General features: G+C 66.4%; 12 protein-coding genes and 1 pseudogene. 6 read left to right on the top strand and 7 right to left on the bottom strand.

From position 1 onward, the window contains the following. Positions 1-73 precede the first annotated feature (73 nt). A complete protein-coding gene (locus JZY91_RS09895; RefSeq protein WP_234949121.1) occupies positions 74-1,480 on the bottom strand; it encodes an AI-2E family transporter in 1,407 nt (468 codons plus the stop codon). A gap of 315 nt (positions 1,481-1,795) precedes the next feature. On the opposite strand from JZY91_RS09895, the gene dnaK reads away from it, so the two are divergent. The 4 genes from dnaK to JZY91_RS09875 all read left to right on the top strand — a co-directional run bounded on the left by dnaK (position 1,796) and on the right by JZY91_RS09875 (position 6,095). Further along, the gene (gene dnaK, locus JZY91_RS09890; protein ID WP_234947708.1) at positions 1,796-3,649 is read left to right on the top strand and encodes a molecular chaperone DnaK; all 1,854 of its coding nucleotides are present in this window, start codon (positions 1,796-1,798) and stop codon (positions 3,647-3,649) included. Between the two features lie 30 nt (positions 3,650-3,679). Next, positions 3,680-4,408 (top strand): nucleotide exchange factor GrpE, encoded by a 729-nt coding sequence (gene grpE / locus JZY91_RS09885; protein ID WP_234947707.1) that lies wholly within the window; start codon positions 3,680-3,682, stop codon positions 4,406-4,408. A 61-nt stretch (positions 4,409-4,469) separates the two neighbouring features. Next, entirely contained in the window at positions 4,470-5,684 is a 1,215-nt protein-coding gene (dnaJ, locus tag JZY91_RS09880; RefSeq protein WP_234947706.1) for a molecular chaperone DnaJ, read from the top strand. 15 nt (positions 5,685-5,699) lie between these two features. Further along, entirely contained in the window at positions 5,700-6,095 is a 396-nt protein-coding gene (locus JZY91_RS09875) for a heat shock protein transcriptional repressor HspR (RefSeq protein ID WP_234947705.1), read from the top strand. 104 nt (positions 6,096-6,199) lie between these two features. Here the strand turns inward: JZY91_RS09875 and JZY91_RS09870 are convergent, their stop codons facing one another. From JZY91_RS09870 to JZY91_RS09855, 4 genes are all read right to left on the bottom strand, one after another. Next, entirely contained in the window at positions 6,200-7,066 is an 867-nt protein-coding gene (locus JZY91_RS09870; protein WP_234947704.1) for a hypothetical protein, read from the bottom strand. Between the two features lie 434 nt (positions 7,067-7,500). Further along, entirely contained in the window at positions 7,501-9,270 is a 1,770-nt protein-coding gene (locus JZY91_RS09865) for a pyruvate dehydrogenase (protein ID WP_234947703.1), read from the bottom strand. A gap of 6 nt (positions 9,271-9,276) precedes the next feature. After that, a complete protein-coding gene (locus JZY91_RS09860; RefSeq protein WP_234947702.1) occupies positions 9,277-10,524 on the bottom strand; it encodes an alpha/beta hydrolase in 1,248 nt (415 codons plus the stop codon). Beyond that, positions 10,517-10,798: a hypothetical protein gene (locus JZY91_RS09855; protein ID WP_234947701.1), complete on the bottom strand. Its 282-nt coding sequence runs from the start codon at positions 10,796-10,798 to the stop codon at positions 10,517-10,519. The genes JZY91_RS09860 and JZY91_RS09855 overlap by 8 nt, the downstream gene beginning before the upstream one ends. A 91-nt stretch (positions 10,799-10,889) precedes the next feature. On the opposite strand from JZY91_RS09855, the gene JZY91_RS09850 reads away from it, so the two are divergent. Further along, positions 10,890-11,720 (top strand): carbon-nitrogen hydrolase family protein, encoded by an 831-nt coding sequence (locus JZY91_RS09850; RefSeq protein WP_234947700.1) that lies wholly within the window; start codon positions 10,890-10,892, stop codon positions 11,718-11,720. On the opposite strand, the gene JZY91_RS09845 is transcribed toward JZY91_RS09850, so the two are convergent. Continuing rightward, the gene (locus JZY91_RS09845; RefSeq protein WP_234947699.1) at positions 11,717-12,928 is read right to left on the bottom strand and encodes a hypothetical protein; all 1,212 of its coding nucleotides are present in this window, start codon (positions 12,926-12,928) and stop codon (positions 11,717-11,719) included. The two genes, JZY91_RS09850 and JZY91_RS09845, sit on opposite strands and share 4 nt — an antisense overlap. Before the next feature lie 198 nt (positions 12,929-13,126). On the opposite strand from JZY91_RS09845, the pseudogene JZY91_RS09840 reads away from it, so the two are divergent. Then, positions 13,127-13,525, top strand: a pseudogene (locus JZY91_RS09840) (sodium:glutamate symporter); the annotation flags it as partial. Here the strand turns inward: JZY91_RS09840 and JZY91_RS09835 are convergent. Next, complete coding sequence (locus tag JZY91_RS09835) at positions 13,522-14,040, bottom strand: YafY family protein (protein WP_234947698.1); 519 nt, start codon at positions 14,038-14,040, stop codon at positions 13,522-13,524. The pseudogene JZY91_RS09840 and the gene JZY91_RS09835 sit on opposite strands and share 4 nt — an antisense overlap. Between the last annotated feature and the right edge of the window lie 261 nt (positions 14,041-14,301).

Raw genomic sequence — 14,301 nt, 5'->3', positions numbered from 1 at the left:
GTGCGCGGAAAAAACGCGCCCACGGGAAGGTTCGTGGGCGCGGTTCAAGGGAGCGTCGTAAAGCAAAAAGCCCCTAGGCGTCGTCCTTGTCCAGCTCGCGCTGGCGTTCCTTGTCGGAGGACTGCTTCTCGTCCGGATCCATGGCGCGGGACCGGCCGGGGACCTCGTGGTCGTAGGTCTTCTTCGGAGCTTCCTTGCCCGTGGGCACGCGGGTAGAACCGAGCGAATCCTTCACGGGTGCGTGGATCTCCGGCTTCTCGCGCTTGGCCATGCGCACCATCTGGCGGCGGATGGCGGAGAACGCCTCCTTGGAATCGAGCGCCTGAGACTGCTGGGTTGCCATCTGGATATCGTCGGCAGTAATTTGCCCCGCTCGCAGCGACACCATCTCAGCCCAGTAGCGGAACCACACGGCGGCGACGGCGGCGACAGGCACGGCCAGGAACGCGCCGATGATGCCGAACATGGTGCCGCCGAGCGCCACGGCCAGCAGCACAATCGCCGCGTGCAGGCCCATGGCGCGGGACTGCAGGATCGGCTGGAGCACGTTGCCCTCGATCTGCTGGACGGCGATGATGAGGATCAGCACGAAAATCGCGTTCCAGAAGCCGTTGGACACCAGCGCGATGATCACGGCGAGGGCGCCGGCGGTGAACGCACCGACGATCGGGATGAAGCCGGCGAAGAACGTGATCACGGCCAGCACCGGCCACAGCGGCACGCCCAGCAGCAGAAGGCCGACACCGATGAACACGGCGTCCACCATGGACACGATGGCCTGGGTGCGGATGAAGCCGGCCAAGGTGTTCCAGGAGCGCATGAGCACTTCGGTGAGGTGCCAGCCGGCGCGCGCACCGGTGTACTTGCGCAGCCACGGCAGGAAGCGGTCGCCGTCCTTGAGGAAGAAGAAGGACAGAATCAGGGTGAGCACCAGCGTGGTGCCCACAGACGCGATGGTGCCGATGCCGCTGAACACGCCGGACGCGATGTTGGATGCCTGCCCGCGCACGAAGTTGGTGAGCTGGTTCAGGCCTTCTTGGATCTGGTCCGGGTCGATGATTTGCGGGTCAAGCCGCTCGTCGATGAAGTCTAGGATCTGGCGGATGCCCTGCTGCGCTTGCTCGTAGAGCTGGACGCCCTGGGTGCGCACGGTCGGCGCCATCGCGGAGAAGATGCCGATGATCGCGCCGAAGAACGCCACCAGCACAAGAATCACGGCCAGCGCGGACGGCACCTTGTGGTTGCGTAGCCAGCGCACCGGCGGCCACAGCACGGTGCAGAAAATTAGCGCGAGCAGGATCGGCAGAATGCCCATCCACACCTTGCCGATCATCCAGAACAGCAGCGCCGTCGCGGCGACCACGATGATGAACCGCAGCGCCCATGCGGCGGCGGTGCGGCCATCGGCGGCGATGACGTCGCCGCGGTCAATCGGCTCGTCCGACAGCTCTTGGGCTGCGTCGGCCGGTGTGGGCATCATCTGAATATCGTCGACAGTTGTGTCGAGCGCGCCCACGTAATCCCTGTTTTTCTCAGTCACCCGGCTTATCTTGCCACAGATCGCACTTTTCGCTTATCGACGATCACCCGAACAACCTGCACCGATACCCCCAACGAAAAAAGTTGAGCGAACCGGGAACAACTTTCGCGGTGGTTCGTTATAGAGATTGAGCGTGCTCGGCTCAAGGCTGTAAGGCTTTGAGGGCGACCACTGGTACAGTGGCGGTCGCGAGGTTGAGCCGCAGCGCTTCAACTTTACAAACGAACCACACTTTCCACAGGAGGAAAAGAACATATGTCTCGTGCAGTAGGTATTGACCTTGGCACCACCAACTCCGTCGTCTCCGTCCTCGAGGGCGGCGAGCCGGTAGTTATCGCCAACGCGGAGGGCTCCCGCACCACCCCGTCCGTCGTCGCGTTTGCGAAGAACGGCGAGGTGCTTGTCGGCCAGTCCGCGAAGAACCAGGCCGTGACCAACGTTGACCGCACCATCCGCTCCGTCAAGCGCCACATGGGCGATGACTGGACCGTGGACATCGACGGCAAGAAGTACACCCCGCAGGAGATTTCCGCCCGCACCCTGATGAAGCTGAAGCGCGACGCTGAGGCGTACCTGGGCGAGGAGGTCACCGATGCCGTGATCACCGTTCCGGCGTACTTCGAGGACGCACAGCGCCAGGCCACCAAGGAGGCCGGCCAGATCGCGGGCCTGAACGTGCTGCGTATTGTGAACGAGCCGACCGCGGCTGCTCTCGCATACGGCCTGGAGAAGGCTGACAGCGAGCAGACCATTTTGGTGTTCGACCTCGGCGGCGGCACCTTCGACGTTTCCCTGCTGGAGATCGGCGACGGTGTTGTAGAGGTGCTGGCAACCGCCGGCGACAACGAGCTGGGCGGCGACGACTGGGACAACCGCGTCGTTGAGTGGCTGGTGGACAAGTTCAAGGCCCAGAACGGCGTTGACCTGTCCAAGGACAAGATGGCTATGCAGCGTCTGCGTGAGGCCGCGGAGAAGGCAAAGATTGAGCTGTCCTCCCAGCAGCAGGCTTCCATCAACCTGCCGTACATCACGGTGGATGCGGACAAGAACCCGCTCTTCCTGGATGAGACCCTGTCCCGCACCGAGTTCCAGAAGATCACTTCCGACCTGCTGGACCGCACCAAGGCACCGTTCCACCAGGTGATCAAGGACGCCGGCCTCTCCGTCTCCGACATCGACCACGTTGTCATGGTTGGCGGCTCCACCCGTATGCCGGCCGTGACCGACCTGGTCAAGGAGCTCACCGGCAAGGAGCCGAACAAGTCCGTGAACCCGGATGAGGTTGTGGCACTGGGTGCTGCACTGCAGGCGGGCGTGCTGCGCGGCGACGTGAAGGACGTGCTGCTGCTCGACGTCACCCCGCTGTCCCTCGGTATTGAGACCAAGGGCGGTGTGATGACCAAGCTGATTGAGCGCAACACCACCATCCCGACCAAGCGTTCTGAGACCTTCACCACCGCAGAGGACAACCAGCCGTCCGTGCAGATCCAGGTCTTCCAGGGCGAGCGCGAGATGGCCGCCGCCAACAAGCTGCTCGGCTCCTTCGAGCTGGCCGGCATCGCCCCGGCACCGCGCGGCGTCCCGCAGATCGAGGTCACCTTCGACATCGACGCGAACGGCATCGTGAGCGTGTCCGCGAAGGACAAGGCCACCGGCAAGGAGAACACGATCAAGATCCAGGACGGCTCCGGCCTGTCCCAGGAGGAGATCGACCGCATGATCAAGGATGCGGAGACCCACGCCGATGAGGACCGTAAGCGCCGCGAGGAGCAGGAGACCCGCAACGGTGCAGAGACCGCTGCGTACCAGATCCGCAAGTTCATGGATGAGAACTCCGACAAGCTGCCGGAGGACCTGAAGACCCGCGTCACGGAGTCTGCGGACGCTGTGGACGAGGCGCTGAAGGGCGATGACTTGGACGCGATTAAGGCAGCCGTCGAAAAGCTGAACTCCGAGTCCCAGGAGCTGGGCAAGGTGCTGTACGAGGCCGAGGCGAACGCCGGCGCGACCCAGGCCGAGGCCGGCGAGCCGGTTGACGACAATGTGGTGGACGCAGAGGTCGTCGAGGACGACGCTGCTGAGAACGAGACCGACGCCGACAACAAGTAGCCGGCACCGAGTGCCAGGAAGGAGTTCGCGATGACGAACCCCAACGTGAACCCGCCGATGCCGGACAACCCGGGCGCGCCGGAGAACACCGACGAGCAGTACGTGTCCCCGGACGCCGCCGAGGCGCTTGCCGACGAAGCTGCGGAGGCCCACGCCTTCGAGGCTGCGGCTGACCCGGAGTCCGGCGCTGACGCGGAAGACCCGCTCACTGGGCTCTCGGACGCGGAAATCGCCGACGCGCTCGAGGCAGAGATCGACTCCATCGGCGAGGGTGTTGTCGCCGACGCTGACGGCGACGGCACGGTGAGCGACATCGAGCTCCAGCTCGCGGAGCGTACCGAAGATCTGCAGCGCGTGAGCGCGGAGTACGCCAACTACCGGCGCCGCACTGAGCGCGAGCGTGCGCTGATCGCCGACCAGACGAAGGCCAAGTTCGCTGAGAAGCTTCTCCCGCTTCTCGACGATTTAGATCTCGCCGAGCAGCACGGAGACTTGGCCGAAGGTCCGCTGAAGTCCTTCGGGGACAAGCTGCGCTCCACGCTGGAGGGCCAGAAGTTGGCTGCCTTCGGCGCTGAGGGCGAGGCCTTTGACCCGGAGATCCACGAGGCGGTCCAGGACCTGTCCTCCGGCGACGACAAGGTCATCGGCACCGTGCTGCGCAAGGGCTACCGCCTTGGTGACCGCCTGGTGCGCAACGCGATGGTAATCATTGCGGACCCGGCCGGCGAGCAGCCAGCTGCGGAGCACCCGGCTGAGTAACACCCACGCCGCGGGCGAGCGGCACACCTTAATAAACATGTAAGCGAAAGGAGGATGCGCGATGGCAATGCAACAAGAGTGGGCCAACAAGGATTACTACGGCGACCTCGGGGTATCCTCGAGCGCCTCTGCCGCCGACATTAAGAAGGCGTACCGCAAGCTCGCGCGCGAGAACCACCCCGACTCCAACCCCGGCAACAAGGCCGCGGAGGAGAAGTTCAAGCGCGTCGCTGAGGCGTACGACGTTGTCGGCGACGAGGAAAAGCGCAAGGAATACGACCAGTTCAAGTCCATGATCGGCTCGGGCGGCTTCGGAGGGTTCTCCGGCCGGTTCGGGGGACAAGGAGGTGCCGGGTTCCCGGGCGGGTTTCGTACGACAGCGCCGCAGGGCGACTTCGACATCGGAGACCTCAACGACATCTTCGGAACAGGGGCTGGCGGACAAGCTGGAGACGGCGGCCTTGGTGATTTCCTCGGTGGCTTCTTTAACCGCGGCGGCGGTGCTGGCAGGAACGCTCGGCCGTCGCGGGGGGCGGACGTCGAAACCGAAATAACCATCGACTTCCGCGAGGCCGCCAAGGGCACCACCTTCCCGGTGGAGCTTACCGGCGACGCCCCGTGCACCACCTGCCACGGCTCCGGCTCCAAGTCCGGCAAGACCCACACCTGTGCGGAGTGCTCTGGCACCGGCTACATCCGGGAGAATTCCGGCGCGTTCGGCATGGCTCGGCCGTGCACGAACTGCGACGGCACCGGCGAAGTGATCGAGGATCCGTGCCCTACCTGCTCCGGCACCGGCACCGTCCGGCGCACGCGCTCTATCACGGTGCGTATCCCCGCCGGTGTGGTGGACGGGCAGAAGGTGCGGTTGGCCGGCCAGGGTGAGGCCGGGCCGAACGGCACGCCTTCTGGCGACCTCTTTGTCACGGTGCGCGTGCGCCCGGACGCTGTGTTCACCCGCAGCGGCGACGACCTCGAGATCACCGTGCCCGTCTCCTTCGGCGAGCTGGCCCTCGGCGGCACCGTCACGGTGCCCACGCTGGACAAGCCGGTGAAGGTGAAGGTCCCGGCCGGTACGCCCAACGGGCGCACCTTGCGCGTGAAGGGCCGCGGCATCCAGCGCAAGTCCGGCACTGCCGGCGACCTGCTAGTGACCGTCGAGGTCCGCGTGCCCAAGGACCTCGATGCCGGCGCGATGAGCGCGCTGCGCACCTACGCCCAGGCGGAGAAGGACTCCGGCTTTGACCCGCGCGCCGGGTGGGCCGGAGCCCAGTAAAGGGGGTGCGTGGATATGGCTGAAGAGAAGTACTACGTCATTTCCGCCGCCGCCGAACTGACCGGCATGCACGCGCAAACCCTGCGCACGTACGACCGGCTCGGTTTGGTCACCCCCATGCGCACCAGCGGCGGCGGTCGCCGGTACTCCACCCGCGACATCACGATGCTGCGCCGCATCCAGCACCTCTCCCAAGAGGAGGGTGTGAACCTGGCCGGCATTAAGACCATCATCGAGCTCACCGAGCGCATCGAAACCCTCGAGGGACAGCTGGACACCCAGCGCAGCGAAGTGGAGGAGCTGCAGCGACAGCTGCTTGCCCGCCGCTCCGGCGGCGAGCTGGTGCACGTCCCGCAGTCCACGCAGGTGGTGCTGTGGGACCCGAGCGCCCGGCGCCGCCAGCGCACCTAGCCACGTACCGCCAGCACACGAGAGAAAACAACGAAGACCCGGGCGGAAACCGTGAAGGTTTCCCGCTCGGGTCTTTCGTGTGTATGGGATCGTCGTAAAGCGAACTAGCGCTTGCGCACGACCTGCTGGTGATCGTCGCGGTTGAGTACGGAGCGAGCACCCGCGGCACCGGCGAGGGAAGCGATGACGGCGCCGATGATCAGGCCTGCGAAGGTCCACCAGGTGCCCACTGCGGCCTGGTCGGAGATCTCGTCGGCCTTCTGGGCTGCGTCGTTAGCCATCTCGTTGGCCTGCTGCTTGGCGTTCTCGATGTCCTGGTCGGTGACGTTAACGTTCTCCTTCACCTGGTCAGCGACCTCGTTCGCGCGGTTCTCCAGCTCCTCGCGGGAAACGTTCTGGGAAGCGTACTCGCCGGCAGTGCCGACGGCGGTACCAGTCGCGGCGCCGAGGGCGGACCCGGCGGAACCCAGCAAGGAGCCGACGCCACCGATCACGGAAGCGCCGAGCCAGCCAGCGAGGATCAGAGCAGCGATGAGGGAGGTCGCCCAAGTAGCGAAGCCGTGGAAGAGGCCAGCGCGCACGCCGAGCGCACCCGCGACGTAGCCGGCGGCCGCGAACGCGACAGCCAGGGAGATCAGGGCGAAGATGCCGGTTGCGAGGCCGGTGGAGCCCTGCAGGCCCATCGCTGCGGCGCCGACGCCGAGGAGGATCATGATGCCGAGGAACGTCACCACGCCGGCAAAGATTGCGCCCCAAGAGACGTTGCCGTTGGAGACGTTGTCGGAGCCGGTGCCGATCCAGGCTTCCTGGCCCACGTGGTCGGTGGTCTCGTACGCCGTGGACGCGGACGTTGCCGGGGTCGCGGCGCGCTGAGCCGGAGCGGCCTTGCGAGTGGTGGTGGTGCGCTCGACGCGCTGGACCTTTTCTCCCTGCGCGTGGGCGCGCTGGCCGGGGTTCTGGGGGTTCGTCATAGGAATCCTTCTGTTAGGTGCGCCAGCTCCGGGCGGAGCTGAATCGCGGTTGATGATGTTTTCACCCATAAAGAACGGTACGTATGTTGACGACCATCAATAATTACAGGTTGATAACAGTAACCCCGGTCGTGGTGGGATGGAGCGTCGTTACGCAAGGCCCTGGTGCCCCGCTTGGGGCCGCGGTGATGTGTGTGGTGCCCACCGAATCCCGCGTTACCGCTGGTGGGAGCTTGTATTGGGCGAAGTGGGGGTGGTTTGGCGGGTTGCTGGGGACCGCACACGCCCGTAAGGAGTGTTGGTGTGCTCACATTTTTAGCCCTGGTTGTGGTGCGCGCAACACAAAACGCCGCCCTCCCAGAGCGTGAGGCACTCGGGAGGGCGGCGTTGCGGGCGCACCAGACAGCGGGCGCTGCGGCGCGCGCGGATTCGTTCTACTTGAACTCGATGGCCGCGGCGCCGCCGATGTGACGCATGTTGGACTTGGCCAGGTCGAAGAGCCTGCCCACGCCACCCTCAAGGAAGGCGGTGCGGGCGCCGGACTTGGCAAAGCCCTTCATCATGTCCCAGGTGATGTCCGGCGGCAGGGACAGCGCGTTCGGGTCGGTGACAATGTCCACTAGCACCGGACCGTCGTGGGCGAGGGCCTCCTTGAGCACGGGCTCCAGGTCGTCCGGATCCTCGATGCGGTAGGACTGGATGCCCACGCCCTTGGCAATCTCGGCGTAGTTGGCTTCCTCGTGGTCGGTGCCGAAGTACGGCATGCCGGCCACCATCATCTCCAGCTTCACCATGCCCAGGGAGGAGTTGTTGAAGCAGATCACCTTCACCGGCAGCTGGTGCAGCTTGATGGTCAAAAGCTCGCCCATCAGCATGCCCAAGCCGCCGTCGCCGGACCAGGAGATCACCTGGCGGTCCGGGAACGCGGCCTGCACGCCAATCGCCATCGGCAGCGCGTTGGCCATGGTGCCGTGGAGGAAGGACGCGGCCTCGTCGCGCTTGCCGTTCGGGGTGAGGTAGCGGGAGGACCACACGTTGCACATGCCGGTGTCCACGGTGAAGTACGCGTCCTCGTCCGCAAGCTTGTCCAGCACGGAGGCGGCCAGCTCCGGGTGGATCGGCTTCTTCGATTCGAAGGCCTTGTTGGTGTAGTGGTTGACCACATCCTCAAGCAGCTCGTAGTGGCGCTTGAGCATCTTGTCCAGGAACTTGCGGCTCTTCTTCTCCTCCACGTGCGGGAGGATGTTCTCGATCGTGCTCTTCACGTCGCCCACCACCGGGTACTCCACGGTGGTGCGGCGACCGATGTGGGTGCCGTCGATGTCAATCTGCGCCACGTTCTCATCCGGGAGCCAGTCGGTGTACGGGAAGTCGGTGCCGACCATGATGAACAGGTCGCACTCTTCCATCGCCTCCACACAGGAGCCGTAGCCCAGCAGGCCGGACATGCCGACGTCGTACGGGTTGTCGTACTCGAAGTACATCTTGCCGCGGAAGGTGTGGCCAATCGGCGCTTTGATCTTCTCCGCCAGGGCGAAGACCTCGTCGCGGGCGTCACGCGCGCCGTAGCCGGCGAAGATGGTGACCTTGTCAGCCTTGTTAATCGCCTCAACCAGACGGGCAGCCTCGTGCGGGTCCGGGAAGACGCGCTTGCCGGCACCGGTGGCGTAGACGCCGTCCGCGGTGTGCGGGCCGTCCGCTACGTCAGCGGCGAACACGTCGCCCGGCACCACCATCACGGAGACACCGTTACCGGCCAAGGTGTTCTGCAGTGCGTTGTGCAGCACGCGCATGCCCTGGTCCGCGTTGTGCGCAACCTCGCAGTAGGAGGAGCACTCCTGGAACAGCAGCTCCGGGTGGGTCTCTTGGAAGAAAGAAGAGCCGATCTCGATCGTCGGAATGTGGGACGCGATCGCGAGCACCTTCGCGCCGTTGCGGTGGGACTCAAACAGGCCCTGCACGAAGTGGGTGTTGCCCGGACCGCAGGACGCGCCGCACACGGCCAGCTCGTCGGCGGCAAGGGAATCGGCGCCGGCTGCGAACGCGGCCGCCTCCTCGTTGCGGACGTGGATCCATTCGATCTGCTCGCTCTGGCGCACAGCGTCCGAAAGCGGGTTCAGCGAATCACCCACAAGACCGTAAATGCGCTTCACGCCCTCTTTCTCAAGGCGATGCACCAGCTGGGTGGCAAAGTTCGACATCATGCTCCTTTAAAAGTTCATCCAATTTCCATTCGCCGATGGTAATGATTTCTCGCGTTCGGGGTGGCTGGCCTGTGACAGAGCAGTCAGGAAGGCCTCGTCTGTGAAGTACGCGCCGTGGTCCCCGCGCACGCCGGGCACGACCTCCGCGCCGTACGCCTCATGGCTCGGCGACGCCCCCAGCACCCCCTGCGGCCCGGAGCGCAGCGCAAGGATCGGATCGCGGTCCGCATCCACCACCATCACCCTCGCGTCCGGGCCGGCCAGCGTCAGGTCCGCGACGGACCTACCGGCGACTCCGGGGCTGCCGAGGAGCCAGAGATCGTCGGCAAGCAAACCGTGCTCCGACGCAGCTTGCGTGGCCACGCGCGTGCCGTAGGAGTGCGCGACCACCGTCTTCTGCGCGCGGGGGAAGCGCTCCTCCAGCGCCGCTTGGAACAGCGCAAGGTTCCCGGAGCCTTCGCTTGCCGACGCCGGCGAGAGCGCACGCCCCAGCTCCTTCGGCGGCTGATAGCCCTGCCACACCACCACGGTCGCGCCGGTGCGTTGGGCGATGAGCTGTGCTTTCTCCAGCTCGTGGGCGAGTTGGTCCGGGTGGCCAGTCGTGGCACCGGCGACCATGGTGATGATGCGCGCCGGGTCCACCGCGTCGCCAACCATCACCGTGGTGGAGGCGGGCCCAGCCTCAAGCACCAAGCCGCCGACGGCCTCTACGTGTCCGCGGGTCGCGGCGGGCAGCGTGGCCATGTGGCGGGCGGAGAGGGCGTGCAGATCCTCGCCCGGGGAGTTTGCAAGCGGTTGGAACCCGGCGCCGCGGGCACGGTTGAGCTCGCGCGCGAGCTCCGTATCCAACTGCAGCGACAACTGGTTCAGCCACAGCACCGTCCGGTAGTGGCCGTAGCGCAGCGCCGTCGCCGCCGCCAGATCCAGCATCTGCTGCGCGGCGGCCGCCGCTTCCAACACCATCCGCATCCGCGCCATCGATGCCGCGCGGGCATCCAGCGCCCCGGCCAGCTCGGTGGTCCGGGACAGGGCGTTTGCCGCCGCGGGCCCGGCGAACCCGGTCCCCGCGAGGTCGCGGGCGGCACGCCTCGCCGCGGCGGCGCGCGCTTCCACGTCGCGCTGGGCGATGTCGAGTGCCGCGGCCGCCTCGCGCAGCTCCGCGGGGTTGAGATGCGGCGTGTACGCCACGGCACCTGCCGCGCCCGCGGCGCCCACGGCACCTGCCGCGCCCGCCTTGCCAACCGCGCTACGCACGGCGCCCCCCTTCGGCGCTCAGCCCCGTATCCAGGGCGTTGGAAAGGAACGAATCGGCGCGTTCCACAGCGCGCGCGAAATCGGCGATTGCGGTGAGGTGGGAGGTGAGGGCGGATAAGGAAGCGTCGATAAGCACATGCTCCCTGCTCTGCGCGGTGGCGAGCGCGGCGGCGGCCTGGGAGGAAGATAGCCTGGCCACGGGCAACGGCGACGTGTCCGGAAGGCTGGCCAGGGCGGTGGGTGCGGTGCGGTGCGAAAGTTCAATGAAAGTCATGCCGCGAGTGTGGCAACGCGAAATGAACGAATCAAGGGCGCAGCGCCAAACTGTGGATAACCCGCCCGGAAATCAAACTAAAGTTATCCACATGAAACTCGCCTTATTGCAAACGGTCACCGGCGCGGACAAGCGCGACAACATCGCGCTGCTGGAGCCGCTGATCCGCGACGCGGCCGCCGCCGGCGCCACCCTGATCGTGCTCCCGGAAGCCGCGAGCCAGGCCTTTGACCAGGGCAGATTGGACACCCAGGCAGAGGAGCTGGACGGGCCGTTCGCCACCGCAATGCGCGAGCTTGCGCGCGAGCTGGGCGTGACCGTTGTGGCGGGCATGTTCCGGCCGGGAGATGTCAATAAGGTGGACGGCAAGGAGCTCAACCGGGTGCGCAACACCGCGCTGATCACCGGCGGCGACGTGCACAAGGGCTACGACAAAATCCACGCGTACGACGCGTTCAACTACCGCGAGTCCGACACCGTCCTCACCGGCGACGAGCTTGTCACCTTCACCCACGAAGGCACCGTGGTCGGCGTGGCCATCTGCTTCGACATCCGCTTCCCGGAGCAGTTCAAGGAGCTCGCGCAGCGCGGCGCGGAGGTGATCGTCGTGCCCACGAGCTGGGCCGACGGCCCGGGCAAGCTGGAGCAGTGGCGGGCGCTCACCGCAGGCCGCGCGCTGGACGCGGGCGTGTTCATCGCGGCGGCCGGCCAGGCGCGTCCGGGTTGGGCGGAGAAGGCGGGGCAGGATTCCGGGCCGACGGGCATCGGCCACTCCGCCGTGGTCAACCCGCAGGGCGTGCGCATCGCGGAGGCCGGGTACGCGCCGGAGACGTTGATCGTGGACATTGACATCGCCGAGGTCGCGCGGGCCCGCGAGGCCCTCCCCGTCCTCACCATCACCGCGAACACGCAGATGCGCTAATCCGCGGGCGTGCTCCAGTCCGGCTCCGCGTCGTGCGCAATCACGCTCGCCCGCGGCACGCTTGCACGCAGCTCCCGCACGCGCGCTTCCGGCCCGCATAGCACAACTTCGGGCGCGGTCAGCAGCGTCTCCACCGCGGCCACTTTTCGCTCAATGCTTGACGACGCCCTCTTGCCCCGCCCCAAGCCCCCAACCCGCGGCCACGTTCCATCGTGTGTGGTGGCACACGTGACGCGAAGCCACGGTTGAGTGGCGGCGAGGGCCGCGAACGGGGCGATCTCGTAGAGCTCTTCGGGTCTGTCCGCTGCGAGGATGCATTCCACGTCTGGGCGGATTTCCTGCTCGAGCAGGGAAAAGACAATCGCCTTCGCCGCCGCGGTGCCGGTGCCCAGCGCCACGATCTGCACCGCGCCCGCGCCGGCGGTGTTCGCGCCCACGCCCGCGCCGGTTGCGAACTCGGGCGACTCCCCCCGCGGCGCGCCGAGCGTGAGGTAATCGCCCACCTGCAGATCGAAGCCGCCGTTCGCCGCGGGCGGGACGTGGAACTCCAGCTGGCCGTACGGGTTTGCGGGCAGCGCCGGCGCCAGACCCCGCCACACGCCTTGGCGGCCGACCTGCATCGCGGGCAGGACTTGGCCGGGGGCGTAGTGGATGGGCATGCCGGCCTCGCAACGCACGATCTGGACCCCGCTGCCACCCGCGCCACCCGTGCCACCGCCGGCGCCGCCACCCGCGCCACCCGAGCCAGCGCCGGCGCTGCCACCCGCGCCACCCGTGCCACCGCCGGCGTGTACCACCTCGGTGACCTGCGCCGCCGCGGCCGGCGGGATGCCCGCCAAATCAGCGGCCTCGGCGGCCTGGCGCATCGCCTCCGCGCCAGCCACCAACACCGCGCGCCCCGGCTCGTCGCCCGGGTCCGCGACATCGGCCACCAAGCCCGCCACCGCCGGATACTCGCTGGCGGGGAAGCCAATCCGGCGCAGGTCCAGCGCCCACGCCCGGATCCGCTCCGTCACGCCAGCGGGCAGCTCGGAGGTGGGGGAGTTGGTGAGGAGCCATGAGCAAACGTCGATAAGCAAAGGCGAAACCTGGCTCGCGCCGGCGGGGAAGATGCCTACGGCGGCCGGCCCGTACTCGCGGACCAGGCGCTCAAAGAGCTCGGTGCGGATGCGGGCGGGGTCTACGCGCAGGGCCGTGGCGATGCTCATGCGCCCAAGCGTACCCACCGGGTGCGGGCAAGTTGGGCCCTCGCGCACCCCTTTTAGTTAATGGGCGAGACAGGAAACTCGCAGTACGACTGCAGGAAAGAAAGGTGGTCCCGGTGGAATTTACGCCGTACACGATGCTCACCGACATCGGCTGGATTTCGCTGCTGCTGGTCATCGGCAACGTGCTGCGCAACCGCCCTGCTCTTCCTCCTGGGCACGGTCTTCTGCGTGGTGTGGATGCTGTGGGCCGCGCCGCTCTTCTTCGGCCGCAACTGGCTGGAGCGCGGCCTGTTCGGCTGGGGTTGGGCCACCGCCGCCGTGGCTACCGGCATCGCGCTGCTGAAGATGGTTGCCCCGAAGCTAAAATCCGGCACGCTCAACGAGTACGGCGTGTGTTACGTCGGCTTCGCGCCCTTCGAAATCGGCATGACCATCCTCGCGCCCATCGCCGTTATCGTCGGCTTCACCACGGGCTTCGGCTGGGTGGTTACCGCGATCGCGCTCGGGGTGCTGGTCATCGCGTTCGCGCTGCGCTGGGTGCCCGCTGCGAAGTACGGCAGTCCGGGGCACGATGCTTCACGACGTTTGATTTCCTAAGCCCACAACCGATCCAAGGTGTTGCCGTGCTTAGCGCGGAACACCGCTTCCATCATGGTCAGTTTCCGCTCCATTTTTTCGCTGGCGCCTGAGGTCGCCTCAGCGATGTCGGCCGGAACGACGTCGCTGATCCTGGTGAAAAGATCGGTGGCCATGTGAGATCGCGGGTCTGTTGATCCGTTGGCCGCCGAGTAGATCGAGAGGCTGAGCAGGACAGTCTCCATCTCGTCTGATGTGAGTTGGAGCGGGTAGGTTCGCTCGCCTCGCGCGATCCAGTACATCGCCCCAAAACCAGGGCCGCTCTTTATGGTGTAGTTCGCGCTCCGGAGCTGCGCGATGTATTTGCGGATTGAGCTTTGGCTGACGCCGAGCTCCGCTGCCAGTTCCGCCGTCGTGAAGCTTTTGCCCCACTGCATGAGTTCCAGCAGGCGCAGGCCGCGGAGTGCGGTGGGGACGCGCGCTGCAGGGGCGGTCTCGACGCTTCCCAGGGTGGTGGGGTTCGAATTTTTACTCATGGCCCTGACTTCAGCACACTGAGCACTGGCGGGGCAGGGCCGCAGTGTTCACTTCAGTGGACATCCGGAGGGGGTGCTGCCCGCGCGCCCGGAGTACGCGGTCCCGCCGGGTGTGCGGGGTGTGCGGGGTGTGTGATGCCTTTTTGTGATGCGGCAAATACTGGATTCGGCGGATCTATGTGTGGAGTTCACACATACTGGCGCGGAAACAACTATGTGCCGCAACGCAAAAACGCCTTGTCCCTACCCGGGCACCGCGTT

The sequence above is a fragment of the Corynebacterium sp. CNCTC7651 genome (assembly GCF_021496665.1).
Taxonomy (GTDB): Bacteria; Actinomycetota; Actinomycetes; order Mycobacteriales; family Mycobacteriaceae; genus Corynebacterium.
The sequence above is the reverse complement of the archived record's forward strand: the minus strand, read 5'-3'. Positions and strand labels throughout refer to the sequence as shown.